The organism is Bosea beijingensis (genome assembly GCF_030758975.1).
In the GTDB taxonomy this organism is placed as follows: domain Bacteria; phylum Pseudomonadota; class Alphaproteobacteria; order Rhizobiales; family Beijerinckiaceae; genus Allobosea; species Allobosea beijingensis.
The window spans coordinates 374,341-399,466 of the sequence record NZ_CP132359.1 but is presented as its reverse complement, the minus strand read 5'-3'; the positions used below and the strand labels follow the sequence as shown (position 1 = coordinate 399,466).

Below are 25,126 nucleotides of genomic sequence, written 5' to 3'. Positions count from 1 at the left end.
CTATCCCAGCCGTTCCACGAGCTTGCCGATCAGGCCCTCGACCGTCTCGCCATCGGCACGGGCGGCGAAGGTGAGCGCGACGCGGTGCTTCAGGACGGGGATGGCGAGTGCCGCGACATCGTCGACGGATGGGGCGAGTCGGCCTTCGACGAGGGCACGGGCACGCACGGCCAGTGTCAGCGACTGGCTGGCGCGCGGACCAGGACCCCAGGAGAGCTTGTCGGTGACCGAGGCCTCGCCCTCGCCGGGGCGGGCGGAGCGGACGAGATCGAGAATCGCCTCGACCACGGCGTCGCCAACCGGCAGGCGACGGACGAGGCGCTGGATCGACATCAGCGTCTCCGCGGTCATCGCCGGCGAGGGCTTGTATTCGGCGGCGCCGGTCGTCTCCAGCAGGATGCGGCGCTCGGCCTCGCGGTCGGGATAACCGACATCGATCTCCAGAAGGAAACGGTCGAGCTGGGCCTCGGGCAGGGGATAGGTGCCCTCCTGCTCGATCGGGTTTTGCGTCGCCAGCACATGGAAAGGCGCCGGCAGATCGTAGCGCTCGCCGGCGACGGTGACGTGGTGCTCCTGCATGGCCTGGAGCAGGGCCGACTGGGTGCGTGGCGAGGCGCGGTTGATCTCGTCCGCCATCAGCAACTGGGCGAAGACCGGACCCTTGATGAAGCGGAAATGGCGCTTGCCGTCACTCGATTCGTCGAGAACCTCGGAGCCGAGGATGTCCGATGGCATCAGGTCCGGCGTGAACTGGACGCGCCGCGCTGCGAGGCCGAGCACGGTGCCCATCGCCTCGACGAGCTTGGTCTTGGCGAGGCCGGGAACGCCGACCAGCAGGCCATGGCCGCCCGAAAGCAGCGTCACCAGCGAGAGGTCGACGACCTTCTGCTGGCCGAAGATGACCTGGCCGATTTCCTTGCGCGCCGCGCCGATGGCGCCGAGCGCGGCTTCGGCCGCCTCGACGATGCCTGTGTCGAGGTCGATCGGCGAAGTGCTCTCGTTTGCCCGGGCTTGCGCCGCCATGTCGGTCTCCTTCACTGTCGCGGGCCGCTGCACCGTCCTGCGAACCGTCGATGCGTTCGGCCGTTCAGTGTGGACGGGCCATCACGGCGGCTCAAGCGCCGAATGGAACGGTACACATCAACTCGGCTTCACGATTATGTGGAGTTCAAGGCGGAAACACGATGCAGGCACGATGCCGCAACAGGTGGAGATTGGCCTTTCGATGACCGGACCGGGCAATGCGATGGAGCGCCTGATGGCCTCGCTCGGCGGCGGCAAGACGCGCGGCCTGCCGCCGGTCGAGCGCTGGAACCCGCCTTTCTGCGGCGATCTCGACATGCGCATCGCTGCCGACGGTACCTGGTTCTACATGGGTACGCCGATCGGGCGGCCGGCGCTGGTGAAGCTGTTCTCCTCGGTGCTGAAGCGCGAGGGCGACGATTACTTTCTCGTGACCCCGGTCGAGAAGGTCGGGATCAGCGTCGAGGACGCGCCGTTCCAGGCCGTCGAGATGCAGGTCGACGGCGGAGGCGACAACCGGACGCTCGCGTTCCGGACACAGGTCGACGATCTCGTCTGCGTCGGGCCGGACCACGCCCTGCGTTTCGCGCGGGCTGCGCAGGACGGATTGACGCCTTATGTCCATGTCCGGCGTGGCCTCTCGGCCCGGCTGACGCGGGCGTTGACCTATGACCTGCTCGCGCTTGGGGAGATCAGGGACGTCGAAGGGCAGGCAATGTTCGGGATCGCCGCCGCGACGCAGTTTTACCCGGCAGTGCCGGCGAGCGAGATCGAGGGCATCTAGTGCTGAAGACAACCGAGGCCGCCCTCAACCTGAGCAGCGAGGGCTTCGCGGCGCTGGCGCGCGAGCGATTGCGAGCCGAGCCGCCCATGCTGGGGGATGTGATCAGCCGGCCGCGCGGCGATCATGAGAATCAGGCGGCACCCGTGCCGATCCCCGACGAGAAGCGCGCCGTGCCGGCCGCCGTGCTGATCGGCATCGTGCCGCGCCCAACGGGACCGACCGTGCTGCTGACCCAGCGCGCGGCAGCTCTGCGCAATCACTCGGCGCAGGTCGCCTTTCCGGGAGGACGGGTCGATGCCGTCGATGGCTCGCCGGTCGTCACGGCGCTGCGCGAAACCGAGGAGGAGATCGGCCTGTCGCGCTCGCATATCCGCACGCTCGGCTTCCTCGATGCCTATCTGACCGGCACCGGCTACCGGATCGTGCCGGTGGTGGCGCTGGTCGAGCCGCCCTTCTCGCTGACGATCAATCACAACGAGGTCGACGAGGCCTTCGAGACGCCGCTCTCCTTCCTGCTCGACCCCGCGAATCACAAGCGCGAGGGCATCGAGTGGAAAGGGCATTTCCGCACCTACTATGCGATGCCGTTCGAGGGTCGCTATATCTGGGGGGCGACCGCCGGCATGATCCGCAATCTCTACGAGCGGCTGGCCGGGTAGAACTGCTATTGCGCGGACACCGCGCCTGGGAACGACGAAGCCGATGCTGCGCGCGATCATCGAAGAGGTTCTGCTCTTCGTCCTGCCTTTCTGTATCTTCGCAGGCTATCTCGTCATCAAGCGGCGCAATCCCTTCGATGTCGAGCACTGGAGCCGCCATGTCTTCGCCCTGGCGGTGGTCGGCTTCCTGCTGGCGATCGCCGTGCTGATCTATGGCGGTTTCATCGCGCCGCGCAGCAAGGGCGTCTACGAGCCACCGCATATGGAGAACGGGGTGCTGGTGCCCGGCCGCTTCAAATGAGCGGCGGCCGAGCCGGCGAGATCGCGCGCTTCCTGGCCCAGCCGGCGCTTGCGCGGCTGTTGTCGGCGCTCGACGGCCACGGCGAGGAAACCCGCGTCGTCGGCGGCGCGGTCCGCAACCTGCTGATCGGCGAGCCGGCGAGCGATATCGATCTCGCCACGACGGCCTTGCCGCAGGAGATGATCCGGCGGGGCATGGCGGCCGGGTTCAAGGCAGTGCCGACGGGCATCGAGCACGGCACGGTCACGCTCGTCACTGACGGCGCGAGTTTCGAGGTGACGACGCTGCGGCGCGATGTCGAGACGGACGGGCGGCGGGCCAAGGTGGTGTTCGGCCGCGATTTCGCGGCGGATGCCTTGCGCCGCGACTTCACCATCAATGCGCTCGGGCTCGGCCGGGGCGGCACGGTGCATGATTATTGCGGCGGGCTCGACGATCTCGCCAGGCGGCGCGTTCGCTTCATCGGCGATGCCGCGACACGCATCCGCGAGGATTACCTGCGCATTCTGCGCTTCTTCCGCTTCCATGCCCGCTATGGCGAGGGCGAGCCCGATGCCGAGGGCTTGCGCGCCTGCATCGCTGGCCGCGAGGGGCTCGCCGGACTGTCGCGCGAGCGTGTGCGGGCGGAACTGCTGAAGCTACTCGTCGCTCCCGGCGTCGTCGCGACCCTCGGCGCGATGGCTGGTGCCGGGCTCGTTATGCCCGTGATCGGCGGGGTGCCGCATCTCTCGCGCTTTGCCGCGATCGCCCGATATGATGGCGAGAGCGTCCAGCCGGCGTTTCGGCTGGCGGCGCTGGCGGTTGCCGCCAGCGAGGACGCGCTGCGGCTGCGCGAGCGGTTGCGACTCTCGAACGAGGAATTCGACCGGATCGAACGGATCGCGCGGGCGCTGGAAGGCCTTGGCGGTCAGGCCGGTTTGCCCGGCATCGCGGCGCTGCGCCATGTCGCCCATGGCGCCGGAGACGATGCTGCGGCTGCGGCCCTCGTCCTGCTCAACGCTTCGGCGGGAAGCAAAGGCGGGAGCGACGTGCAGCGCCTCATCGGTGAACTTGGCCGGACGCCCCCGTTCCTGCCCACGGGCAGGGACGTCATCAGCCTCGGGGCCGCGCCCGGACCACGCATCGGACAGGCGCTCGCGACAGCCCGGCAGGGCTGGATCGAGGCCGGCTGCCCGGCCGGGGTGGACGAGCAGATCGAATTCGTCAGGTCGGCTCTGACAGCCACCCATTAGCGCGGATTGCGCAAGGAAGCCTTGGCTCAGGGCCAGCGCACTGTCGGCGGCATCGAGGACAGGATGGAATCGACATTGCCGCCGGTCTTCAGCCCGAAGATCGTGCCGCGATCGTAAAGCAGGTTGAACTCGACATAGCGGCCGCGCCGGACCTGCTGCTCATGGCGCTCGGCCTCGCTCCAGGGCTGGCCGAGGTTGCGGCGCAGGATCTCGGGATAGCTGCCGAGGAAGGCTTCGCCGACCGCCTGGGTGAAGGCGAAATCGGCTTCGACATCGCCGGTCCAGACATAGTCGTAGAAGATGCCGCCGATGCCGCGGGGCTCGTTGCGGTGCTTCAGGAAGAAATACTCGTCGCACCAGGCCTTGAAGCGTGGATAGTCGGCGACGGCGGGAAAGCGCTCGCAGGGCGTGCGCATCGCGGCATGGAAGTCATGCGCGTCCGGATCGTCCTGGTTGCGGCGGGTGTCCAGGACCGGCGTCAGGTCGGCGCCACCGCCGAACCAGGGCTTCGTGGTGACGACAAGCCGCGTGTTCATGTGAACGGTCGGGGCGTGCGGATTCCAGGGATGGGCGATCAGTGAGATGCCGGTCGCGTGGAAGCGCGGATCCTGCGCCGCGCCGGGAATCTGCCCGGCGAAATCCGGGTGGAAGGTGCCATGCACGGTCGAGACGTGAACACCGACCTTCTCGAACACGCGGCCCTTCATGATCGACATGACGCCGCCGCCGCCGGGCGCGCCATCGTGGTTGGTGCGTTGCCAGGGTGTGCGGACGAAGCGCCCGGCCGTGTCAGCCTCGGGCGGGAAGGGACCAGCGGCCTCGTCCTCGACCGCTTCGAAGGCGGCGCAGATGCGATCGCGCAGGGTCTCGAACCAGGCGGCGGCGCGGGGCTTCAGCGCCGCCACGACGGCGGGGTCGGCGGAAGGGGATTCAACGGGCTTCGGGGTGACCATCGTCTGCTTCTGTTCCATCGCGGCCCGGATAGCCGCCAGTCTGTCGCAAGGCCTCGCCCATTACCATCGCTGCCGCCAGCGCGACATTGATCGAACGCAATCCCGCCTGCATGGGAATGTGCAGGCTGACCTCCGCCGCGGCCTGGACCTCGGCCGTCACGCCGGCCGACTCACGGCCGACGAGGATGATGTCGCCGGGGCGGAAGGTGAAATCGGGCAGGGGCGTCGCGCCGTCGGTCTCCGCCAGGACGAGGCGGTGGCCTTCCGCCCGGCGCCAACTGTCGAAAGCCGCGAAAGAATCATGACGCCGGACGGCGGCCCGTTCGAGATAATCCATGCCCGAGCGCCGGAAATGCCGGTCGGAGACGTCGAAGGCGGCAGGCTCGACGAGGTCGACGGCGATACCGAGGCAAGCGGCCATGCGGATCATCGTGCCCGCGTTCTGCGGGATATCCGGCTGGAAGAGGGCGAGGCGAAGCATGAGCCGGTGATGCCGGGTCGTGTCGGGATGCGTCAAGCCCGGGCGGGGAACGCAGCATCGCCCGATCCTGCGAAATCCGGTCGTGCTGAACCGGGAGAGGCTTTCGGCCGATAGCCGCAGCACTCTCCCGGTTCGGTTATCCGCAGGTTTGCGGGTTCAGTTGATGCCGACGCCGACGCCGAGGCCGCCATTGCCGACGCCGACGCCGGCTCCAAGGCCGCCCGAGCCGTTGCCGACGCCTGCGCCGACGCCGAGGCCGTCACCGTTGAGGCCAGCGCCGGCGACGGCGCCGAGCCCGCCGGTAGCATTTCCGAGACCGGCGCCCAGACCGGCTCCGAGGCCGCCATTGCCGGCACCGACTCCGGCTGCTGCGCCCAGGCCGCCCGAGGAATTGCCGAGACCGGCGCCGACGCCGGCGCCTATGCCGCCGTTGCCGACATTCGCTCCTGCCGCGGCACCGAGGCCGCCATTGGCGTTGCCGGCACCGGCCCCCAAGCCTGCACCGATACCGCCGCCTCCGGCGCCGACCCCGGCCCCAGCGCCAAGTCCGCCATTTCCAGCTCCGACATTTGCCCCGGCTCCCGCCGCGAGCCCACCATTGCCGACCCCAGCCCGTGCGCCGGCATTGGCCCCGATGCCGCCAGCATTGGCGCCGAGCCCGAGGGCGAGGCCCAGCAGGCCGCCCGGGTTGTTGCCGCCGGGATCTCCAGGATTGCCGGGATTATTCGGATTGCCTGGGTTCCCCGGATTGCCCGGGTTTCCGGGATTTCCCGGATTCACGGGATTGTTGCTCGCGACATCGCGCGATCCGTTCGCGCCGCGGTTGTTCACTGTCGGGCTATAGGTCGCAGCGAGCCTCAGGCATTTGCTCTTGGCGCCGCCACGCAGGCCGTCGCAGCCATCGAAGGCGGTATATTCGGCAGCACTGTTGCAAGCAGCGAGAAGTGTGCAGGCGCTCAACGCGCCGAGTATTTGCAGCCGCATGGCTCTCTCCTTGGCGGGTTAGTCTATGCTGCCAAAAACAGAGTCTGTTGCTTGCGGGTTCCTCGGGAACGACTGTGAAGGATATCAGGTGCTATACACAGATGTGATGATTTTATGATTGTTCTATCTTTGCCCTTCGCTGCCGCGCTCAAGCGGGCAGACACTTGGCCTTTGCCCTAATGCCGCCACCGGAGGCGCCTAGAGGCTGTTTGACCTCATCAAATCCTCTCCCATGGTTCATAACAGCCTCTAGCTGCATCTGTGGCGACGCTTGCCCGGCCGGCTCCTGACAAGGGGCGGCATGGGGGAAGCCGGTATCCCGAATTGTCGTTTGTTCCGTCCCCTCATTCCCGCTAGCGAAGCAGGCATGTTCGCTCCGCTCTTCCGTTGGCTCGAAAGCCGAATCGACGTCTTCGCTCCCTTCGACGAGCAGGAGACGCCGCCGCGCGGCGTCTGGCCGTTCATGTGGCACCACATCAAGGGCGTGAAGGGCTGGATGGCCCTGATCATGCTGACGGGGCTCGGCTTCAGCGGCATCGAGGCGGCGATGTACCTGATGGTCGGCTGGTTCGTGGACCTGCTCTCGACACAGTCGCCGGAGACGATTTTCCGCGACCAGGGCTGGCTCCTGGCGGGTGCGGCCTTCCTGCTCGTGGTGGTCAGGCCGCTGATCTATTTCGCCAATCACGCGATCGTCGACCAGGTCGTGGTGCCGCAGATCACCAATCAGATCCGCTGGCGCAACCATGTCTACACGCTCGGCCATGCGCTGGGCTATTTCCAGAACGATTTCGCAGGGCGCCTCTCCGCCCGCGTGATCCAGGCCGGGCAGTCGATTCGCGGCGCGACGATCGAGGTCATCGACGATCTCTGGTACGCGCTGGTCTTCGCAACGGTCGCGATCGGCTTCTTCGGCAAGACCAGCCTGTGGCTGGCGCTGCCGGTGATCCTGTGGCTCGGGGCTTACGTCACGCTGCTGATCTATTTCGTGCCGCGGGCGAAGCAGCGCTCGGAGGCGAATTCGCTGGGGCGTTCGACGACGACGGGGCGCATCGTCGATTCCTACACGAACATCCTGACGGTGAAGCTGTTCGCGCGGGCCGATGCCGAGCGCTCGGCGGTGCGCGACTCGTTGTCGCGCTGGAACGCTTCCTTCCTCAATCTGTCGCGCCTGATCACCGGCGTCAGCGTCATCCTGCAGACGATGAACAGCCTGCTCGTGGTGGCCACCGCCTGGCTTGCGCTGCTGCTGTGGAGCCAGGGCGAGATGACGCCGGGCGCGGTCGCCGCCGCCATCGGCCTTGTGCTCAGGCTGGTGCAGATGTCGGGCTGGCTGATCCATCTCGTGCGCGGCATCTTCGAGAATATCGGCTCGGTGCAGGAGAGCATGGAGACGATCGCCAAGCCGCACGACCTGCCGGATGCGCCCCATGCGGCGCCGCTGGTCGTCGACAAGGGCGCGATCAGCTTCGAGACGATCCGCTTCAATTACGGCCGGAGCCAAGGGCTGTTCGAGGGGCTCGATCTCCAGATCAAGCCGGGCGAGCGAGTGGGTCTGGTCGGCCCGTCGGGCGCCGGCAAATCGACCCTGGTGAACCTGCTTCTGCGGCTCTATCCGCTCGAAAGCGGGCGCATCCTGATCGACGGGCAGGACATCGCCCATGTCACGCAGGACAGCCTCCGCGCCCAGATCGGCATGGTGACGCAGGATAATTCGCTTCTGCACCGTTCGATCGGCGACAATATCGCCTATGGCCGGATCGGCGCGAGCGAGGCCGAGATCGCGCGGGCGGCCGAGCAGGCCGAGGCGCATGGCTTCATTCTCGGGCTCGGCGACCAGGACGGGCGCCAGGGCTTCGATTCGCGCGTCGGCGAGCGCGGCGTGAAGCTCTCGGGCGGCCAGCGCCAGCGCATCGCGATCGCCCGCGTGCTGCTCAAGGATGCGCCGATCCTGATCCTGGACGAGGCGACCTCGGCGCTCGATTCGGAGGTCGAGGCGGCGATCCAGCAGCAGCTCGCCGCGCTGATGCAGGGCAAGACGGTGATCGCGATCGCGCATCGGCTTTCGACCATCGCGGCGCTCGACCGATTGATCGTGCTCGACCAGGGACGCATCGCCGATACGGGCAGCCATGACGAGCTGATCGCGCGGGGCGGACTCTATGCCAGGCTCTGGGCCCGACAGTCGGGCGGATTCCTGGCGGCTGCCGATCCGGAAAAGCTCGCGGTCTGACGTCTACGTCGACGGACTGTGTGCCATGCATGGCCGGGGCGTTCCAGACAGTAGACTTCGTCCAATCTGCATGTCAAAGAGCCCAAGGTGACGCACCGCCGCATTGCGGCGGCAGCGGCGCGCCCCTATGAGGGCGAGAGGCGATAATTTCGAGCTGTTCCAGCTCGCAAGACGTGTAAGAGGATTGGATCGTGGCGCACGCGACCGATACATCGACCGAAACTACCCGCCGCGATTTCCTGATGCTTGCGACCGGCGCATTTGGCGCCGTCGGTCTCGGCGCCGTCGTCATCCCCCTGGTCAGCCAGCTCGCGCCCGACGCGCAGACGGTCGCGGCCGGCGCTCCGGTCGATGTCGACCTCGCGCCCATCGCGGAGGGGCAGGCGATCAAGCTGTTCTGGCGCGGCAAGCCGGTTTTCGTGCGTCATCGCACCAAGAAGGAGATCGACGAGGCCAAGGCGGTCGATGTCGCGACGCTCCGCGATCCGCAGACCGACGCCCAGCGCACCAAGGCCGGGCACGAGCAGATCCTCGTCGTCTTCGGCAACTGCACCCATCTCGGCTGCATTCCGCTGGGCACCTCGCCGGGCGAATCGAAGGGCGATTTCGACGGCTGGTTCTGCCCCTGCCACGGCTCGCACTACGATTCCTCCGGCCGCATCCGCAAGGGCCCGGCGCCGCTCAACCTGCCGGTGCCGCCCTACGCCTTCAACGGCGACACCAAGATCAAGATCGGCTGAGCATGCGCTCGACGCTTTCCCGCCAAGATGAGACAGCCTTGAGGCATTCTTCATGAGTGGTCACAGTTCCTACGTCCCGAAGACCGGCATCGAACGCTGGCTCGACGCACGCCTGCCGATCATCCGGCTCGCCCATGACTCGGCGGTCTCCTACCCGGTGCCGCGCAACCTGAACTACCTGTGGACCTTCGGTGGTATCCTCGTGTTCATGCTGGTGGCGCAGATCATCACCGGCGTCATCCTGGCGATGCACTACACGGCCAACTCGCTGCTCGCCTTCAATTCGGTCGAGCACATCATGCGCGACGTGAACTACGGCTGGCTATTGCGCTACCTGCACTCCAACGGCGCCTCGATGTTCTTCGTCGCCGTCTACATGCATATCTTCCGAGGGCTTTATTACGGCTCCTACAAGGCGCCGCGCGAGGTTCTCTGGATCCTCGGCGTGGTCATCTTCCTGCTGATGATGGCGACGGCGTTCATGGGCTACGTGCTGCCCTGGGGCCAGATGTCCTTCTGGGGCGCGACCGTCATCACCAATCTGTTCTCCGCGCTGCCGGTGATCGGCGAGACGATCGTCACCTTCCTGTGGGGCGGCTACTCGGTCGACAACCCGACGCTGAACCGCTTCTTCTCGCTGCATTACCTGCTGCCGTTCATGATCTTCGGCGTCGTCGTGCTGCATATCTGGGCGCTGCATGTCGTGGGCCAGAACAACCCGACCGGCGTCGAGGTGAAGAACGTCGCCAAGGACACCGTGCCGTTCACGCCCTACGCGACCGTCAAGGACATCCTCGGCATGGTCGTGTTCATGATCCTGTTCGCCTGGTTCGTGTTCTACCAGCCGAACTATCTGGGCCATGCCGACAACTACATCGTCGCCAACCCGGCCTCGACGCCGGCCCACATCGTTCCGGAATGGTACTTCCTGCCGTTCTATGCGATCCTGCGCGCCATCCCCGACAAGCTCGGTGGCGTCATCGCCATGGGCGGCGCGATCGTGGTCCTCGCCTTCCTGCCCTGGATTGACACCTCCAAGGTCAAGTCGATGAGCTATCGGCCGATCGGGCGCCAGCTCTTCTGGATATTCGTCCTGATCTGCATCGGCCTCGGCTATCTCGGCGCTATGCCGGCCGATGAGCCCTATGTGACCCTCTCGCGCATCCTCACCGTGCTGTATTTCGGCTTCTTCGTCGCGCTGTTCATCGTGGGGCTGTTCGAACGCTCGAATGCGCTGCCGACCTCGATCGCCGATTCCGTGCTCGCTTCCGCCGATCGCGGTTCGGCGGCGCGCGTCGCGACCGCTGCCGAACCGAACGTCAAGGGCTGACGGAACCATGAGCAGAACATCGTTTCGTCTCGCCCTGACCGGGCTCGCTGCCGGCCTCTCGCTGGCGTTCGTGCAGCCGGCGGCGCAGGCCGCCGAAGCCAGCCCGAAGCCGCCGGCTCTCACCTGGTCGTTCTCGGGACCATTCGGCAAGTTCGACCGGGCCCAGCTTCAGCGCGGCTTCAAGGTCTACAAGGAAGTCTGCGCGAGCTGCCATGGCGCGAGCTTGGTTTCCTTCCGCAACCTGTCGCAGCCCGGTGGCCCCGAGTTCACGCCGGGGCAGGTCGCAGCCCTCGCCGCGACCTATCAGATCAAGGACGGCCCGAACGAGCAGGGCGAGATGTTCGAGCGGCCCGGCCGCCCGGCCGATCGTTTCCCGTCGCCGTTTCCGAACGAGCAGGCGGCCCGTGCGGCCCAGGGCGGCGCCTACCCGCCGGACTTCTCGGTCCTGGCCAAGGCACGCACCTATACTCGCGGCTTCCCGGCCTTCGTCTTCGATATCTTCACGCAGTACCAGGAGCAGGGGCCGGACTACATCCACGCCCTGATGGTGGGCTACAAGGAGCCGCCGGCCGGCTTCCCCGCCTTGCTGCCCGGGCAGAACTACAACGAGTACATGCCCGGCAACCTGATCGCGATGCCGAAGCCGATTTCGGATGGACAGGTCGAGTACCCGAAGGGCGCTGACGGCAAGTCGCCGGTGCCGGAAACCGTCGACCAGTATTCTCGCGACGTGGCTGCCTTCATGGTCTGGATGGCCGAACCGCATCTCGAGGCGCGCAAGCGCATGGGCATGCAGGTGATGGCGTTCCTCACGATCTTCGCCTTCCTGCTCTACTACACCAAGAAGAAGGTGTGGTCGCGCATGCCGGACGGCTCGCCGGCTCACTGAGGCGGGTGATTGGAGTTCTGGAAAAGGCCCCGGCGACGGGGCCTTTTTCTTTGCGCGTAAGGGGGCGCCGGGAGGTTGCTTCGGCGGGAGATGCCTGGAGCAAGCTCAGGCATGACGGCATCCCGCCGGGTCGTATTGCGACCGTCATCGAAAGGTGGTCCTTTCCGCGCCGCAATGAGGAATCGACCATGAGCGAAGCCGTTCTCGGAATCATCGGCGGATCGGGCATCTACGATCTGCCGGGCCTGACCGACTTGCGCGAGGAGCGCATCGAAAGCCCTTGGGGCGAGCCCTCCGACATATTGCGGATCGGACGCATGGGCCAAACGAAGATCGTCTTCCTGCCGCGCCATGGCCGCGGTCATTCGATCCCGCCGTCGGAAATCAATTACCGCGCCAATATCGACGTGATGAAGCGGGCGGGGGTGACCGATCTCGTCTCGCTCTCGGCCTGCGGCTCCTACAAGGCCGAGTTCTATCCCGGCCTGTTCGTGCTGGTCGACCAGTTCGTCGACCGGACGAGCCGGCGCGAGAACTCCTTCTTCGGCCGCGGCTGCGTCGCTCATGTTTCCGTCGCTCATCCGGTCGGTCCCGCCCTGCAGGCGCGGATCGCGGCGGCGGCGCAGGCCGAGGAATTGCCCTTCGTGCGCGGCGGCACGCTGGTCACGATGGAAGGGCCGCAATTCTCGACCTATGCGGAATCCATGACCTATCGCGGGCTCGGCTACGACCTGATCGGCATGACCGCGATGCCGGAAGCCAAGCTCGCCCGCGAGGCCGAGATCACCTATGCGACCGTCGCGATGGTGACCGACTACGACTGCTGGCACGAATTGCACGGTGCGGTCGACGTCGCCTCGGTCATCGCCGTGCTGCATGACAACGCTCACAAGGCCCGTCAGCTCGTGGCGCGGCTCGCCGCCGATTTTCCGGCCGAGCGCGAGCCGTGCCCGGCCGGCTCCCACAACGCGCTCGACAACGCCATCGTGACCGCGCCGGCCTTCCGCGATCCGGCCCTGCTGGCGAAGCTCGATGCCGTCGCCGGGCGCGTGCTCAAGGCGGCGTGATGACGGCGCCCTTGACGAAGTCTGCCCGGCGTCCGACCAAGGCCTCCGTCAGTTCTCCCGAGACGGTGCCAATGAACCTCGCCGACAGCATCCGCGCGATTCCCGACTATCCCCGGCCCGGTATCGTCTTTCGCGACATCACCACGCTGCTCGGCGATGCACGGGCCTTCCGCCGGGCGGTCGACGAATTGGTTCAGCCCTTCGCAGGCTTGAAGATCGCCAAGATCGCGGGGATCGAGGCGCGCGGCTTCATCCTGGGCGGGGCGGTGGCGCATCAGCTCTCGGCCGGCTTCGTTCCCGTTCGCAAGAGGGGCAAGCTGCCGCTGGAGACGCTGCGTGCGACCTATGCGCTCGAATACGGCACGGACGAGATCGAGATCCATCGCGACGCGGTGCAGCCGGGCGAGCGCGTCCTGCTCGTCGACGACCTGATCGCTACCGGCGGCACGGCGGAGGCGGCGGTCAATCTGCTCGCAGGGTTGGGCGCCGAGGTCGTGGCGGCCTGCTTCATCGTCGACCTGCCGGAGCTCGGCGGCGGCGACAAGATCCGGCGGCTCGGCGTGCCGGTGCGCACGCTGGTCTCGTTCGGCGGGCATTGAGCGGCCATGAAGATCAACGGCCAGCCTTACCGGACGATCTGGCTCGCGCAGGATGGCTGGCGCGTCGTCGTGATCGACCAGACGCGGCTGCCGTTCCGGTTCGAGACCGTGGCGCTCGGCTCGGCCGAGCAGGCGGCTGATGCGATCCGCAGCATGGTCGTGCGCGGGGCGCCGTTGATCGGTGCAACCGCCGCCTATGGCGTGGCGCTGGCGATGCGGGCCGATGCCTCCGACGAAGCTCTGGAAGCGGCATTCGCCCTGCTCGGCGCGACGCGACCCACCGCCGTCAATCTGCACTGGGCGCTCATGCGGATGCGTGGCGCCCTTGCACCGCTCTCGCCGGAGGCCCGCATTGAGGCTGCCTATGCGGAGGCTGCGGCGATCTGCGACGAGGATGTCGCCCTGTGTCGGTCGATCGGCGAGCATGGCCTGCCGCTGATCGCCGGGATCGCAGCGCGCAAGCCAGCCGGCGCGCTGGTCAACATCCTCACCCATTGCAATGCCGGCTGGCTCGCCACGGTCGACTGGGGCACGGCGCTGGCGCCGATCTACTTCGCACATGATGCCGGCATTCCCGTTCATGTCTGGGTCGACGAGACCCGGCCTCGCAACCAGGGCGCGGCGCTGACGGCCTATGAACTCGGCTCCCATGGCGTGCCGCATACGGTGATCGCGGACAATGCCGGCGGCCACCTGATGCAGCACGGGCAGGTCGACATGGCGATCGTCGGCACCGACCGGACGACGGCGAGCGGTGACGTCGCCAACAAGATCGGGACCTATCTCAAGGCGCTCGCAGCGCATGACAACGGGGTGCCGTTCTATGTGGCGCTGCCCTCGCCGACGATCGACTGGAGCATAAGCGACGGCCTCGCCGATATCCCGATCGAGGAGCGCGCGGCGCGAGAGGTGACGCATCTTTCGGGATTGGCCGAGGATGGCGAGGTGCGGTCGGTCCGCGTTGTCGCGCCGGGCAGTGGCGCGGCCAATCCGGCCTTCGACGTGACGCCGGCACGGCTCGTCACCGGGCTCATCACCGAGCGCGGCGTCTGCGCGGCCAGCGCCGAGGGGCTGGCACAACTCTTTCCCGATCTGGCGAACAGGGACAGGACATGACCGAGCAGGAGCTGCGGCAGGAGATCGTTTCGGTCGCGCAGGCGATCGACCGGGCCGGGTTCTGCCCGTCGAAATCGGGCAATGTCTCCTCGCGGTTCGGCGGCGGGCTGCTGATCACGCCCTCGGGCCTGCCCTATGCACAGACGAAGCCGGAAGACCTGATCCATCTCGGGCTGGACGGCACGGTCTTGAGCGGCAGCCGCAAGCCGTCCTCGGAATGGCCCTTCCATGTCGCGATCTACAAGGCGCGGCCGGATGCGCAGGCGATCGTGCATACCCATTCGCCGCGGGCCACGGCGCTTTCCTGCACGCGGCGCGGCATTCCGGCCTTCCACTACATGATCGCGCTCTGCGGCGGCGCCGATGTGCGCTGCGCCGAGTATGCTACCTTCGGCACGCCCGAGCTCGCCGAGAACGCGGTAACGGCGCTGGACGGTCGCAAGGCCGTGCTGCTCGCCAATCACGGCGTGATCGCGCTCGGCCAGACGCTTGGCGGCGCGCATACCATCGTCGCGGAGGTTGAGAATCTCGCCGGGCAGTATCTCGACATTCTGGCGGCGGGGCTCGAGCCAGCCATCCTCGATGCGGCCGAAATGGAGCGCGTCGGCGCCAAATTCGCGGGTTACGGAAAAGTCGGTTGATCTGATCGCATCGGCCTTACGCGGCGTTAAACACTGCCACCTTAGGGTAGCGCATGATCGTTTCGCGCTACCTGCACGAGTCATTCGATGTGCTGTCGGTCGGCGTCTGCGAGTACGATGCGGAACATCGTGCCGTCGGGTGGAACCGCACGTTCCTGCATTTCTTCCCCGAGGACGACGGGCTGATCTATCCCGGCGAGCCTTATGTCGAGAATCTCCGGCGCTTCTACACGCTCCGGCTCGCGCCGGAGGAGATGCACGACATGGATCGCTATATCGCCGAGGGCATGGCCCGCCACGAGAACCAGACGCAGGCCTTCGAGTTCCTGCATAACGGCCGGCGACTGCGTGCGAACTCGCTGCTCTCGCCCTGCGGCGGCCGGGTCAGGATGTGGCAGATGCTGGAAGCGCCGCGGCGCGCCGGGGTCGAGGCGATGCTGCCGGCCTTCGAGGCGCTGCGCTTCATTCCCGATGGCGCCATGCTCCTCGACGGCGAGGACAGGATCATCGCGACGAACGACGCCTTCCGCGATCTCTACGACATTCCCGCCGACACGCTGCTCGTCGGCCTGAAGTTCGACGAGATCGTCAGCGAATGCTGGCGCGGCGTCTCGGCGGTTGCAGGCCTGCGGGCCAGCATCCTCAACGGTCTGCGCTATGACGGGGCGCCCTTCGAGATCGAACTGCCCGGCCAGCGCTGGCGGCGCGTCGTTGCCCGCCACACGCTGGAGGGCTTGAGCTGCTTCATCCATGCCGACACGACGGCGGCAAAGCGCCAGCAGGCGGCGCTGCTGAGTGCGCAGGACGCCTTGCGCGAGGCCAATGCCGAACTGGTGAAGCTGGCGCAGACCGACGGATTGACCGGGCTTGCCAATCGCCGCCGCTTCATCGAGTGCCTCGCCAGCGAGGCGGCGCGGTCGCAGGCGCTTGCGCTGCTGATCGTCGATGTCGATCATTTCAAAGCGATCAACGACCAGTTCGGCCATGTCGCCGGGGATACCTGTCTGCGATTGATTGCGCAGATCATCGACGGTCCGCCGACCGGCGCGGCGCGTCTGGTCGCGCGGCTCGGCGGCGAGGAATTCGGCGTGTTGATCGCGGATGTAACGCCAGACGAGGCGACGGCGGTCGCCGAGGCGATCCGGCAGGCATTGGCGCAGGCGCCCTGGCGCGCGGTCGATGCGCAACTCCAGGGCGCGACGGTGTCGATCGGGCTTTGCTGCGGGCATGGCCCGCTCGATGGCGACGCGCTCTACGCCCATGCCGATGCGGCGCTCTATGCCGCCAAGCGCAACGGCCGCGACCGGATCGAGACCGCGCATCTGCCCGCTGCGGCCGGCCTCAAGGCGGGCTGAGCTCAGGCCGGTTTGCGCTCGACGAACACGCAGCCGTCGAAGCTGAAGACCTCTTCGCCGTGTTGGTTCGTGCCGGTGTTGCGGTGGAAGAACAGACCCCATTGCGGGCGAGAGGCGCTTTCGCGCTTGTCCCCGACCTCGGAGCGATAGGTGATCCGGTCCCCGGCGAAGACGGGTTTCGTCCAGCGCAGGTTCCTGAAACCGGGGGAGGGGCCGAGCCGCGCCACGCGGTCCGGCGCCGCCGCGAGCTGGCTCTTTCGATGCCGGACCATGCAGGCCATCCAGACGGCGGCCGTGTGCCAGCCGGAGGCGGCGAGCCGGCCGAAGGAGCTGTTGCGCGCCGCTGCCTCGTCCATGTGGAAGGGCTGCGGATCGAAGCTGCGGGCGAAGGCGACGATCTCCGCGGGCGTGAAAACGAAGCTGCCGAGCTCGTGGCTGTCGCCGATCGAGAGCTCCTCGAAGAAGCGCGTCGGTCCCGGTGGCTCGGCGGGCGCTTCCAACGGGTTTTCGACCGTCGGGCGCCGATAGGTCGGTGCGTGGTCGAGCCAGGGGCCGGCCGGATGGGTGCCGATGCCGGAGCCCCTGCGGCCGAACATGATCCAGTTGGTCTGTTCCAGGATCGGCTCGTCGCGCTGGTTCAGGAGCTCGAGCCTGAAGCGCACGAGGCCCATCTCGGGGCGCGAGCGCGAGACCTTGCTCTCCAGCACCGTGCGCCGGGCGCTGACGCTGTCATCGGGGAGGAGCGGGCGCAGCCACTTCACCTCGTCGATGCCCGGCGCACCCATGCTGGCGGCATCGAGCAGGAAATCCTCGGCCATCAGACGCATCAGCAGGGAGCAGCTATGCCAGCCCGAGCCGATCAGACGACCGACGAAGCTCGCCTTGGCGGCTTCGGGATCAACATGGAAGTCCTGCGCGTCATAGCGCGAGGCGAAGGCGACGATGTCGTCCTGCGAGACGTCGAGGCTGCGCGAGCGTGCGCTCTGGCCCGGAACGAAATCCTCGAAATACGCCATCGCCGGCAGGCTCTTCAGTTCGCGAAGCGGAAATGCAGCACGTCGCCATCGGCGACGACATATTCCTTGCCTTCGAGCCGGAACTTGCCGGCCTCGCGCGCGCCGGCCTCGCCCTTGTTGGCGATATAGTCGTCATAGGCGATGGTCTCGGCGCGGATATAGCCCTTCTCGAAATCGGTATGGATCACGCCGGCGGCCTGCGGCCCCTTTGTGCCCTTCTCGATCGTCCAGGCACGGGCCTCCTTCGGGCCGACCGTGAAATAGGTGACGAGATGGAGCAGGGCGTAGCCGGCGCGGATTACGCGATTCAGGCCGGGCTCGTCGAGGCCGACGGCCTCCAGATACTCGGTCTGCTCCTCGGCCGGGAGGACGGCGATCTCGCTCTCGATCTTGGCGGAGACGACGACGGCGACGGCGCCTTCCTCGGCAGCACGCTTCTTGACCAGCTCGGAGAAGCTGTTGCCCTTGTCGGCGCTGGCTTCCTCGACATTGCAGACATAGAGCACGGGCTTCGACGAGAGCAGCCCGAGCAACTCGAAGGGGCGGCGCTCCTCCGCCGAGAGCTGGACGAGGCGGGCCGGCTTACCATCGCGCAGCAGGGTCAGGCAGCGGTTCATCAGGTCGACCGCTTCCTTGGCCTCCTTGTCGCCGGACTTCGCCTTCTTCTCCAGCGGCAGCACGCGCTTCTCGAGGCTGTCGAGATCGGCGAGCATCAATTCGGTCTCGATCGTCTCGATATCGTCGACCGGCGAGACCTTTCCTTCAACGTGCGTGATGTCGCCATCCTCGAAGCAGCGCACGACATGGGCGATGGCGTCGCATTCGCGGATATTGGCGAGGAACTGGTTGCCGAGCCCTTCACCGCGCGAGGCGCCGCGCACCAGGCCGGCGATGTCGACAAAGGTCAGCCGCGTCGGGATGATCTCCTTGGAGCCTGCGATCGCCGCGAGCTTCTCCAGCCGCTCGTCGGGCACTGCGACGTCACCGACATTCGGCTCGATGGTGCAGAACGGATAGTTCGCTGCCTGCGCTGCGGCCGTCTGCGTTAGCGCGTTGAAGAGGGTCGACTTGCCGACATTCGGCAGGCCGACGATTCCGCATTTGAAGCCCATGGTCGCCTGTTCCGTTGCCCGCTGCGGATCAGCCGCGGCCGGGCGTGAAGCTTTTGAAAGTTGCGGCCTTATTGGGGGGCTTGCGCGATAAAGACAAGTGCCGCGCTGGGGATGGCTGCTGCGCCCCTCACGCGAACGTGCATGGCGGCGCGACCGAGGCGGGTGCTGGATCGGACCACCTGCCTGCCGCCTCGATCGGAGCCTCGAAATGAATCGCCTTCGCCTCGCGCTTGTCCTGTCATTTCTTGTTCTTGTCGGCGGCATTGCCGCTGCCCAGACACCGGGAACACGGCTACGCGGCGAGGTCGAGGCGCTGAACGGAACGACCCTGACCCTCAAGGCCGCTGACGGGCGGGAGATCAAGGTCGCGCTGGCACCGGGCTTCTCGGTCGGCGGGATGGTCGCGGCGAAGGCGAGCGATATCGCAAAGGGCAGCTTCATCGGCGTCGGCGCGAAGCCGCAGGCCGACGGCACGCTGCTCGCCGTACAGGTGGTGATCTTCCCGGAAGCGATGCGCGGCACGGGCGAGGGGCACCGGCCCTGGGGCGTGCTGCCGGATGCGACCATGACCAACGCCACGGTGGCCGAGACCGTCTCCAGGGTCGACGGCGCCAGTCTCGTTCTGAGCTATCCCGGTGGCGAGCAGAAGGTCGCGATCACGCCGGAAGCGACGATCCTCATGGCGGCACCGGCCGAGGCGAGCGAGCTGAAGCCCGGTGCGCAGGTCGCGATGACGGCGAGCCGGCAGGCCGATGGCAGCTACAGCACGAGCCGCGTCACGGTGGCGAAGGCTGGCGCCAAGCTGCCACTCTGAACGAAATCAGTCTTCGCTCTTCTCGCCGAGGCGCTTCACGGCGGCGTGGCCGCGCGCGTCCATGAAGAGATGCACCTTGTTCTGGAAGCCGGTGTCGTCATGGGCCGCGAGCAGGGCGGCATGGTCGGCGCAGGCCGTGCAGAGGTCCTCGACCCAGGGCTGTTCGGGCTTGCCGAAATCGTTGAGCACATAGGAGTGGACCAGCGCCTTGTCGCCGGGATGGCCGATGCCCATCCGCACACGGCGATAGTCGTTGCCGATAGCGGCGGTGGTCGAGCGCAGGCCGTTATGCCCGGCATTGCCGCCGCCGAGCTTCACGCGCAGCTTCGCGGGGGCGAGGTCGAGCTCATCGTGGAAGACGACAACATCTGCCGGCGCGATCTTGAAGAAGCGCGCTGCTTCGCCGATCGCGCGGCCGGATTCGTTCATGTAGGTCTGCGGCTTGAGCAGGATGACCTTTTCGCCGCCGATCGTCGCCTCGCAGGCCTCGGCCTGGAAGCGGGCGCGCCAGGGCGAGGCACGATGCAGGCGCGCGATTTCGTCCACGGCCATGAAGCCGATATTGTGCCGGTTGCGGGCATAGCGCGCGCCGGGATTGCCGAGGCCGGCGAAGATCAGCATGGCGGGACTCCGGCAGGCTTGTCGTTACATAGCAAAACGGCCGGGGCTGGCCCGGCCGTCTCGTGATCGTTCCGGATGGAAGCGGCGCCGGCTGGCGCCGTTTCATCAGGCCTTGGCTTCGGTCGCGGCTTCCGCAGTCTCGGCAGTCTCAGGCTCGGCCTCGACGGTCGGCGCGGAGACCGTGACGATCGTGGCGTCGGTCCCGACGGAGAGCTTGGCGCCGGCCGGGAGCTTGATCGCATCCGCATGGACGGAGTCGCCGATGTTCAGGCCGGCCACCGACACGTCGATGGACTCCGGAATGTTGTCGGGCTCGACGGTGACCTCGAGGCTATGCTCGACAATCTGGACCAGGCCGCCGTTCTTGACGCCGGGGCTCTGCTCCTGACCGACGACGTGAACCGGGACCTGGACCGTGACGGTCTGGCCCTTGGCGACGCGCAGGAAGTCGACATGGATCGGGAAATCCTTGACCGGGTCGAGCTGGTAATCGCGCGGAATGACGCGCTGCTTCTTACCGGCGACGCTGATCTCGAAGATCGTGGTCAGGAAGTGGCCGCCGAAAATCAACTGGCGGGTCTTGTTGGCGTCGAGCGCGATGGCTTCGGGAGCAGCGCCCCCACCATAGATCACGGCAGGCGTCTGGCCCTGGCGGCGAACAGCACGAGCGGCCCCCTTGCCGACCTGTGCGCGCGCCGAAGCCTCGATTTGCTTCACGGCGGTCATGTTGGATGTCCTTGACTTGTAAAATGACAAGGCCGCCTCGTGGCGGCCATCGGATTGCGCGTTCAGAGCCTCCAAGGGTGTCAGCCGAACGCAGGGGTGCTCATAGGCGAAAAACGCCGCGATCTCAAGCCCGGCCTGGCGTTGCTCAGGCGGCGTTCGCGACGCGGCCGGGAGCGGGAGTGGCGACCTGTGCGGGCTGGGCGAAGCGCTGCAGCCATTCGCGTATGACCGAGGCCGAAACTGGCGGGGAATAGAGATAACCCTGGCCGAGGCGGCAGCCCATCTCGATCAGGCGCTCGGCCTGTCCTTGCGTCTCGATGCCCTCGGCCACGATCTTCATGCCGAGGCGGCGGGTCATGGTCAGCAGCGCCTCGATGATGATCTCGCTGCGGGTGCCGCTGTCGATCGAGCCGACGAAGGAGCGGTCGATCTTGATGATGTCGATCGGGAATTCGAGCAGATGGGTCAGCGAGGCGAAGCCGGTCCCGAAATCATCGAGCGCGACCGGCGAGCCGCAGGCCCGAAGCGCCTCCATGGTGCGTGCGACGCCATCCTTGCGACCGCCCATGAAGACCTGCTCGGTGACTTCGATCACGAGCTGCTGCATCGGCACGGCGGCCTTCTCCAGAATGCGGCTGGCGCGCTGCACCAGATCGCCCTTCTGGAAATCGGCCGAGGTGACGTTGACCGCGACATGCTGGAAATTCAGGCTTGCCGCCCGCCATTCGGCCATGTCGGCGGCGACCGCCGTCAGCATCTGCGTGGTGGTGCGATGGGCGATCTTCGGATCGCGAAGCGCGTCCTGGAACTCGCCGGCGGTGACGATGCGGCCGTCGTCGAGGCGCATCCGGGCCAGGGCCTCGACGCCGACGACCTCGGCCGTGTCGAGCCGGATGACCGGCTGGTAATAAGGGATGATGCGCTCGTCGCCGAGGGCGCCGGCGACATCGCGGCGCACGCGGATGCGGTGCATCATCGCACTGCGCAACTGTCGGCGGAACCGGACATAGCGGCCGCGCCGCGTCTCCTTGGCGTGATAGAGCGCGAGATCCGCATTCTGCCGGAGAGTGACGCTGTCCTGCCCGTCAGCGCCGGCGATAGCGCCGCCGATGGTGATGCTGGGGGCGATGCTGTGCCCGTCATGGTCGAGCGGGGAAGCCATCGCCGCGGTGGCGGCCGCGGCGAGGGAGCGCATGCGCGCCGGCCCCTCGCAATCCGGGATCAGGACGGCGAATTCGTCGCCCCCGATCCGGCAGGTGAGGCAACCGGCGAGCGCCGTGCCGAGCCGCGTGCCGACCTCTGCGATCAGGGCATCGCCGGCCGCGTGGCCGAGCGTGTCGTTGACCAGCTTGAGGTGGTCAATATCGATCAGCATCAGCCCGAAGCGGCGGCCGGAGGCACTCATGCCGGCAATGGCGCCATTGAACTGGCTGCGGTTCGGCAGGCCGGTCAGCGTGTCGAAATAGGCGAGGCGGTGATTGCGGGTACGGACCTCGTCATGCTCGATCGCAATGGCGCAGAGATGGACACAGGTCGCGACGATCTGGCGCTCGAGCAATTGCGCACGGCGCGGCCGGTTGAAATAGAAAGCGAAGGCGCCGACGACGCGGCCGTCGCGAGCCTTGATCGGCGTCGACCAGCAGGCGCGCAGGCCGAGCGGCAAGGCCAGCCCGGTATAGGGCGCCCAGAGCGGATCGGTCGCGATATCGGTGACTTCGACAGCCTCGCCGCGGAAGACCGCGGTTCCGCAGGAGCCGACATTGGGTCCTGCCGGCAATCCCTTGATGGCGCCGACATAGTGCGGGGGCAGGCTGGGCGAGGCGAGGGGCTGAAGGCAGCCCTGATCGTCGATGGTGACGACCGAGCAAATGACGCCGGGCGAGATCGACTCGGCACGATGGCAGAGACGCTCCATGCAGGCGGCCAGCGGCTCGCCCCGCGCGATATCTTCAAGAATATCGTTCTGCAGAGCCTGCAGGCGGCCCGAAGGTCTGATCACGGATTGTCCGACTGAGTGCTCGTCGAAGAACCCGCATGCTAGCGGAAATGCTTTAAGGGCGGGTTGAAACGCCGCCTCAAACTTTACGTGGGATTGCAGGATCCCGCGTTCAGGCGGCGACCAGGCCGAGCCGCTCGTCGCGACGGCGCAGGAGATGCATCAAGGGCAGGGCGAGCAGCACCATCCAGGCCTTGCCGATGATCTGGCCGGCGAGGAAGTCGAGACTGCCGAAGGCGAGATGCAGGAAGACGAGGCTGTCGACGACGAGGCCGATCACGCTGGAGGCGAAGACGGCCGTGACGAAGCGGCGGCGCTGCAGCGGCGTGTAGACCGCGAAATCGGCGAGCTCCGAAAGCAGGAAGGCCGCGACCGAGGCGAGAACGATCGCGGGCGGGGCCAGCGTGGCCGAGATCAGCGTGCCGACCGCTATGGCGCCGAGACCGGCGAGCGGGCCGAGGCGACGCTGGACGATGTCGCGCAGGACGAGCGCGAGCCCGACCATCAGGACGCCGCTCGGCGCCATGACGCCCGGCCAGACCGGCACGAGGCAGGGGCCATTCGGCACGCAGACCGCGCCGGCATTGCCGATCAGCCAGTTGGCGGCAGGGATGGTCAGGCCGAACAGGATGAGGGCGATGACGCCTTCAGTCAGGCGCTGGCGGTCACGGGTCATAAGTCAAGTCCGCTGTCGTCGGGGGCTGCGAGGTAAGCCGCGAAGCCTTTTGATCGCAAATCGCATGCCGGGCAATGGCCGCAGCCGTAACCCCAGCCATGCCGGGTCGTCCTGTCGCCGAGATAGCAGCTATGGCTGTCCTCGATCACGAGGTCGAGCAGGGCCTGGCCGCCGATAGCGCGTGCGAGGGCAAAGGTCTGCGCCTTGTCGCGCCACATCAGCGGCGTGTGCAGCACGAGCCGGCGGTCGAGCCCGAGATTGAGCGCGACCTGCATCGCCTTGATCGTGTCGTCGCGGCAATCGGGATAGCCGGAATAATCGGTCTCGCAGACGCCGAGCACGATGTGCTTGAGGTCGCGGCGATAAGCGAGCGCGGCCGCGAAGGTCAGGAAGATCAGGTTGCGGCCGGGCACGAAGGTCGTCGGCAGGCCGGTCTCGGCGAAGGCGATCTCGGTCTCGCGGGTGAGCGCGGTCTCCGAGATCGCGCCGAGAGCCTTGAGATCGAAGACATGGTCGGGGCCGAGCCGCTCGGCATAGCGGGCGGAGAGCGCCGGCAGCTTGGCGCGGATCGTCTCACGGCACTCCATCTCGATGCGATGGCGCTGGCCGTAGTCGAAGCCGACAGTCTCGACCGCGTCGAAGCGGTCGAGCGCCCAGGCCAGGGTCGTGGTCGAGTCCTGGCCGCCGGAGAACAGGACGAGGGCGCGGGAGTTGCCCAAGCCGAAACCTCTCAGTCGAACAGGCTCGACACGCTGGTCTCGCTCGCAGTGCGTTCGATGGCTTCGCCCATCAGGCCGGCGATCGAGATGACGCGGATGTTGCGGGCGACCTTGACGGCCTCGGTCGGCATGATCGAGTCGGTGATCACCAGCTCCTTGAGCTTGGAGCCGGCGATGCGGGCGACTGCGCCGCCGGAAAGCACGCCATGTGTGATATAGGCGAAGACTTCCTTGGCGCCCTGCTCGAGCAGGGCGTCGGCCGCATTCACCAGCGTGCCGCCGGAATCGACGATGTCGTCGATCAGGATGCAGGAGCGGCCCTCGACCGAGCCGATGATGTTCATGACTTCCGACTCGCCCGGCCGGTCACGGCGCTTGTCGACGATGGCGAGCGGCGCGTCGATGCGCTTGGCGAGCGCCCGCGCCCGGACCACGCCGCCGACGTCCGGCGAGACGACCATGGCGTTCTTCCACTCCAGCCGGTCCTTGATGTCGCGCGCCATCAGCGGGGCGCCGAACAGGTTGTCGGTCGGGATGTCGAAGAAGCCCTGGATCTGGCCGGCATGGAGGTCGAGCGTCAGCACGCGGTCGACGCCGGCATGGGTGATCAGGTTGGAGACGAGCTTGGCCGAGATCGGGGTGCGGCCCGAGGCGCGCCGATCCTGGCGGGCATAGCCGAAATAAGGGATCACCGCCGTGATGCGCTTGGCCGAGGAGCGGCGCAACGCATCTGTGATGATCAGCAGTTCCATCAGATGGTCGTTCGTCGGGAACGAGGTCGACTGGATGATGAAGACATCCTGGCCGCGCACGTTCTCCTGGATCTCGACGAAGACCTCCATGTCGGCGAAGCGTCGGACGGAAGCCTTGGCGAGCGGAATGCTGAGATGGTTGCAGATCGCCTCGGCCAGCGGGCGATTGGAGTTGCCGGCGACGACTTTGAAGTGGGAGGCCATGCCGTAGCGCACCGTTGCAGTAAGGCTGAGCAGGGAGGGCCGGCATTGCCGGCTCAATTCGAACGGCTCTTAACAGCGCGGTCGGATGGAGTCGACCGCTGCA

General features: G+C 66.9%; 26 protein-coding genes. 14 read left to right on the top strand and 12 right to left on the bottom strand.

Annotation, left to right across the window (positions count from 1 at the left end):
- A complete protein-coding gene (locus Q9235_RS02040; RefSeq protein WP_306225138.1) occupies positions 1 to 1,023 on the bottom strand; it encodes an AAA family ATPase in 1,023 nt (340 codons plus the stop codon).
- 202 nt (positions 1,024 to 1,225) lie between these two features.
- Here Q9235_RS02040 and Q9235_RS02035 point away from each other — a divergent pair, with 202 nt between their 5' ends.
- From Q9235_RS02035 to Q9235_RS02020, 4 genes are read left to right on the top strand one after another with little or no spacing between them, the layout of a single operon-like run.
- Positions 1,226 to 1,807, top strand: coding sequence for a DUF1285 domain-containing protein (locus tag Q9235_RS02035; RefSeq protein ID WP_306225137.1), 582 nt, complete (start codon positions 1,226 to 1,228; stop codon positions 1,805 to 1,807).
- The gene (locus Q9235_RS02030) at positions 1,807 to 2,466 is read left to right on the top strand and encodes a CoA pyrophosphatase (protein ID WP_306225136.1); all 660 of its coding nucleotides are present in this window, start codon (positions 1,807 to 1,809) and stop codon (positions 2,464 to 2,466) included. Before Q9235_RS02035 ends, Q9235_RS02030 begins: the two co-directional genes overlap by 1 nt.
- A 43-nt stretch (positions 2,467 to 2,509) precedes the next feature.
- Positions 2,510 to 2,767: a DUF6111 family protein gene (locus Q9235_RS02025; RefSeq protein WP_306225135.1), complete on the top strand. Its 258-nt coding sequence runs from the start codon at positions 2,510 to 2,512 to the stop codon at positions 2,765 to 2,767.
- Positions 2,764 to 3,999 (top strand): CCA tRNA nucleotidyltransferase, encoded by a 1,236-nt coding sequence (locus Q9235_RS02020; protein WP_306225134.1) that lies wholly within the window; start codon positions 2,764 to 2,766, stop codon positions 3,997 to 3,999. Before Q9235_RS02025 ends, Q9235_RS02020 begins: the two co-directional genes overlap by 4 nt.
- A gap of 26 nt (positions 4,000 to 4,025) precedes the next feature.
- Here Q9235_RS02020 and hemF read toward each other — a convergent pair whose 3' ends face one another.
- The 3 genes from hemF to Q9235_RS02005 form a co-directional block, all read right to left on the bottom strand.
- Complete coding sequence (gene hemF, locus Q9235_RS02015) at positions 4,026 to 4,952, bottom strand: oxygen-dependent coproporphyrinogen oxidase (RefSeq protein WP_306225133.1); 927 nt, start codon at positions 4,950 to 4,952, stop codon at positions 4,026 to 4,028.
- Positions 4,930 to 5,433: a tRNA (cytidine(34)-2'-O)-methyltransferase gene (locus Q9235_RS02010; protein WP_306225132.1), complete on the bottom strand. Its 504-nt coding sequence runs from the start codon at positions 5,431 to 5,433 to the stop codon at positions 4,930 to 4,932. Before Q9235_RS02010 ends, hemF begins: the two co-directional genes overlap by 23 nt.
- Before the next feature lie 156 nt (positions 5,434 to 5,589).
- Positions 5,590 to 6,417: a hypothetical protein gene (locus tag Q9235_RS02005; protein WP_306225131.1), complete on the bottom strand. Its 828-nt coding sequence runs from the start codon at positions 6,415 to 6,417 to the stop codon at positions 5,590 to 5,592.
- Between the two features lie 367 nt (positions 6,418 to 6,784).
- On the opposite strand from Q9235_RS02005, the gene Q9235_RS02000 reads away from it, so the two are divergent.
- The 9 genes from Q9235_RS02000 to Q9235_RS01960 all read left to right on the top strand — a co-directional run bounded on the left by Q9235_RS02000 (position 6,785) and on the right by Q9235_RS01960 (position 16,387).
- Positions 6,785 to 8,650 (top strand): ABC transporter ATP-binding protein, encoded by a 1,866-nt coding sequence (locus Q9235_RS02000; RefSeq protein ID WP_306225130.1) that lies wholly within the window; start codon positions 6,785 to 6,787, stop codon positions 8,648 to 8,650.
- Positions 8,651 to 8,892: 242 nt separating this feature from the next.
- Positions 8,893 to 9,390, top strand: a complete 498-nt coding sequence (petA, locus tag Q9235_RS01995) for a ubiquinol-cytochrome c reductase iron-sulfur subunit (RefSeq protein ID WP_422678339.1) — start codon at positions 8,893 to 8,895, stop codon at positions 9,388 to 9,390.
- Positions 9,391 to 9,442: 52 nt separating this feature from the next.
- On the top strand, positions 9,443 to 10,720 hold the full coding sequence (locus Q9235_RS01990) for a cytochrome b (protein WP_306225128.1): 1,278 nt from the start codon (positions 9,443 to 9,445) through the stop codon (positions 10,718 to 10,720).
- Between the two features lie 7 nt (positions 10,721 to 10,727).
- The gene (locus tag Q9235_RS01985; protein WP_306225127.1) at positions 10,728 to 11,609 is read left to right on the top strand and encodes a cytochrome c1; all 882 of its coding nucleotides are present in this window, start codon (positions 10,728 to 10,730) and stop codon (positions 11,607 to 11,609) included.
- A gap of 188 nt (positions 11,610 to 11,797) precedes the next feature.
- Complete coding sequence (locus Q9235_RS01980; RefSeq protein WP_306225126.1) at positions 11,798 to 12,676, top strand: S-methyl-5'-thioadenosine phosphorylase; 879 nt, start codon at positions 11,798 to 11,800, stop codon at positions 12,674 to 12,676.
- A gap of 71 nt (positions 12,677 to 12,747) precedes the next feature.
- Positions 12,748 to 13,275: an adenine phosphoribosyltransferase gene (locus Q9235_RS01975; RefSeq protein WP_306228082.1), complete on the top strand. Its 528-nt coding sequence runs from the start codon at positions 12,748 to 12,750 to the stop codon at positions 13,273 to 13,275.
- A gap of 6 nt (positions 13,276 to 13,281) precedes the next feature.
- A complete protein-coding gene (mtnA, locus tag Q9235_RS01970; protein ID WP_306225125.1) occupies positions 13,282 to 14,391 on the top strand; it encodes an S-methyl-5-thioribose-1-phosphate isomerase in 1,110 nt (369 codons plus the stop codon).
- The gene (locus Q9235_RS01965) at positions 14,388 to 15,032 is read left to right on the top strand and encodes a class II aldolase/adducin family protein (RefSeq protein ID WP_306225124.1); all 645 of its coding nucleotides are present in this window, start codon (positions 14,388 to 14,390) and stop codon (positions 15,030 to 15,032) included. The genes mtnA and Q9235_RS01965 overlap by 4 nt, the downstream gene beginning before the upstream one ends.
- A gap of 53 nt (positions 15,033 to 15,085) precedes the next feature.
- Entirely contained in the window at positions 15,086 to 16,387 is a 1,302-nt protein-coding gene (locus Q9235_RS01960; RefSeq protein ID WP_306225123.1) for a sensor domain-containing diguanylate cyclase, read from the top strand.
- 2 nt (positions 16,388 to 16,389) lie between these two features.
- Here the strand turns inward: Q9235_RS01960 and Q9235_RS01955 are convergent, their stop codons facing one another.
- Both Q9235_RS01955 and ychF read right to left on the bottom strand, forming a co-directional pair.
- Positions 16,390 to 17,403, bottom strand: a complete 1,014-nt coding sequence (locus tag Q9235_RS01955; protein ID WP_306225122.1) for a MaoC family dehydratase — start codon at positions 17,401 to 17,403, stop codon at positions 16,390 to 16,392.
- A gap of 14 nt (positions 17,404 to 17,417) precedes the next feature.
- Positions 17,418 to 18,515, bottom strand: a complete 1,098-nt coding sequence (ychF, locus tag Q9235_RS01950; RefSeq protein ID WP_306225121.1) for a redox-regulated ATPase YchF — start codon at positions 18,513 to 18,515, stop codon at positions 17,418 to 17,420.
- Positions 18,516 to 18,723: 208 nt separating this feature from the next.
- Here ychF and Q9235_RS01945 point away from each other — a divergent pair, with 208 nt between their 5' ends.
- Positions 18,724 to 19,329 carry a DUF5666 domain-containing protein gene (locus Q9235_RS01945; RefSeq protein WP_306225120.1) on the top strand — a complete coding sequence of 202 codons (606 nt, stop codon included), beginning with the start codon at positions 18,724 to 18,726 and terminating at the stop codon, positions 19,327 to 19,329.
- 6 nt (positions 19,330 to 19,335) lie between these two features.
- Here the strand turns inward: Q9235_RS01945 and pth are convergent, their stop codons facing one another.
- The 6 genes from pth to Q9235_RS01915 all read right to left on the bottom strand — a co-directional run bounded on the left by pth (position 19,336) and on the right by Q9235_RS01915 (position 25,023).
- The gene (pth, locus tag Q9235_RS01940) at positions 19,336 to 19,950 is read right to left on the bottom strand and encodes an aminoacyl-tRNA hydrolase (RefSeq protein WP_306225119.1); all 615 of its coding nucleotides are present in this window, start codon (positions 19,948 to 19,950) and stop codon (positions 19,336 to 19,338) included.
- A 105-nt stretch (positions 19,951 to 20,055) separates the two neighbouring features.
- Complete coding sequence (locus Q9235_RS01935) at positions 20,056 to 20,676, bottom strand: 50S ribosomal protein L25/general stress protein Ctc (protein ID WP_306225118.1); 621 nt, start codon at positions 20,674 to 20,676, stop codon at positions 20,056 to 20,058.
- 145 nt (positions 20,677 to 20,821) lie between these two features.
- The gene (locus tag Q9235_RS01930) at positions 20,822 to 22,675 is read right to left on the bottom strand and encodes a putative bifunctional diguanylate cyclase/phosphodiesterase (protein WP_306225117.1); all 1,854 of its coding nucleotides are present in this window, start codon (positions 22,673 to 22,675) and stop codon (positions 20,822 to 20,824) included.
- Between the two features lie 109 nt (positions 22,676 to 22,784).
- Complete coding sequence (locus Q9235_RS01925) at positions 22,785 to 23,348, bottom strand: VUT family protein (RefSeq protein WP_306225116.1); 564 nt, start codon at positions 23,346 to 23,348, stop codon at positions 22,785 to 22,787.
- Positions 23,345 to 24,067 (bottom strand): 7-cyano-7-deazaguanine synthase QueC, encoded by a 723-nt coding sequence (queC, locus tag Q9235_RS01920; protein ID WP_306225115.1) that lies wholly within the window; start codon positions 24,065 to 24,067, stop codon positions 23,345 to 23,347. The genes Q9235_RS01925 and queC overlap by 4 nt, the downstream gene beginning before the upstream one ends.
- An 11-nt stretch (positions 24,068 to 24,078) precedes the next feature.
- Positions 24,079 to 25,023, bottom strand: coding sequence for a ribose-phosphate pyrophosphokinase (locus Q9235_RS01915; RefSeq protein WP_199089353.1), 945 nt, complete (start codon positions 25,021 to 25,023; stop codon positions 24,079 to 24,081).
- Positions 25,024 to 25,126: the final 103 nt, after the last annotated feature.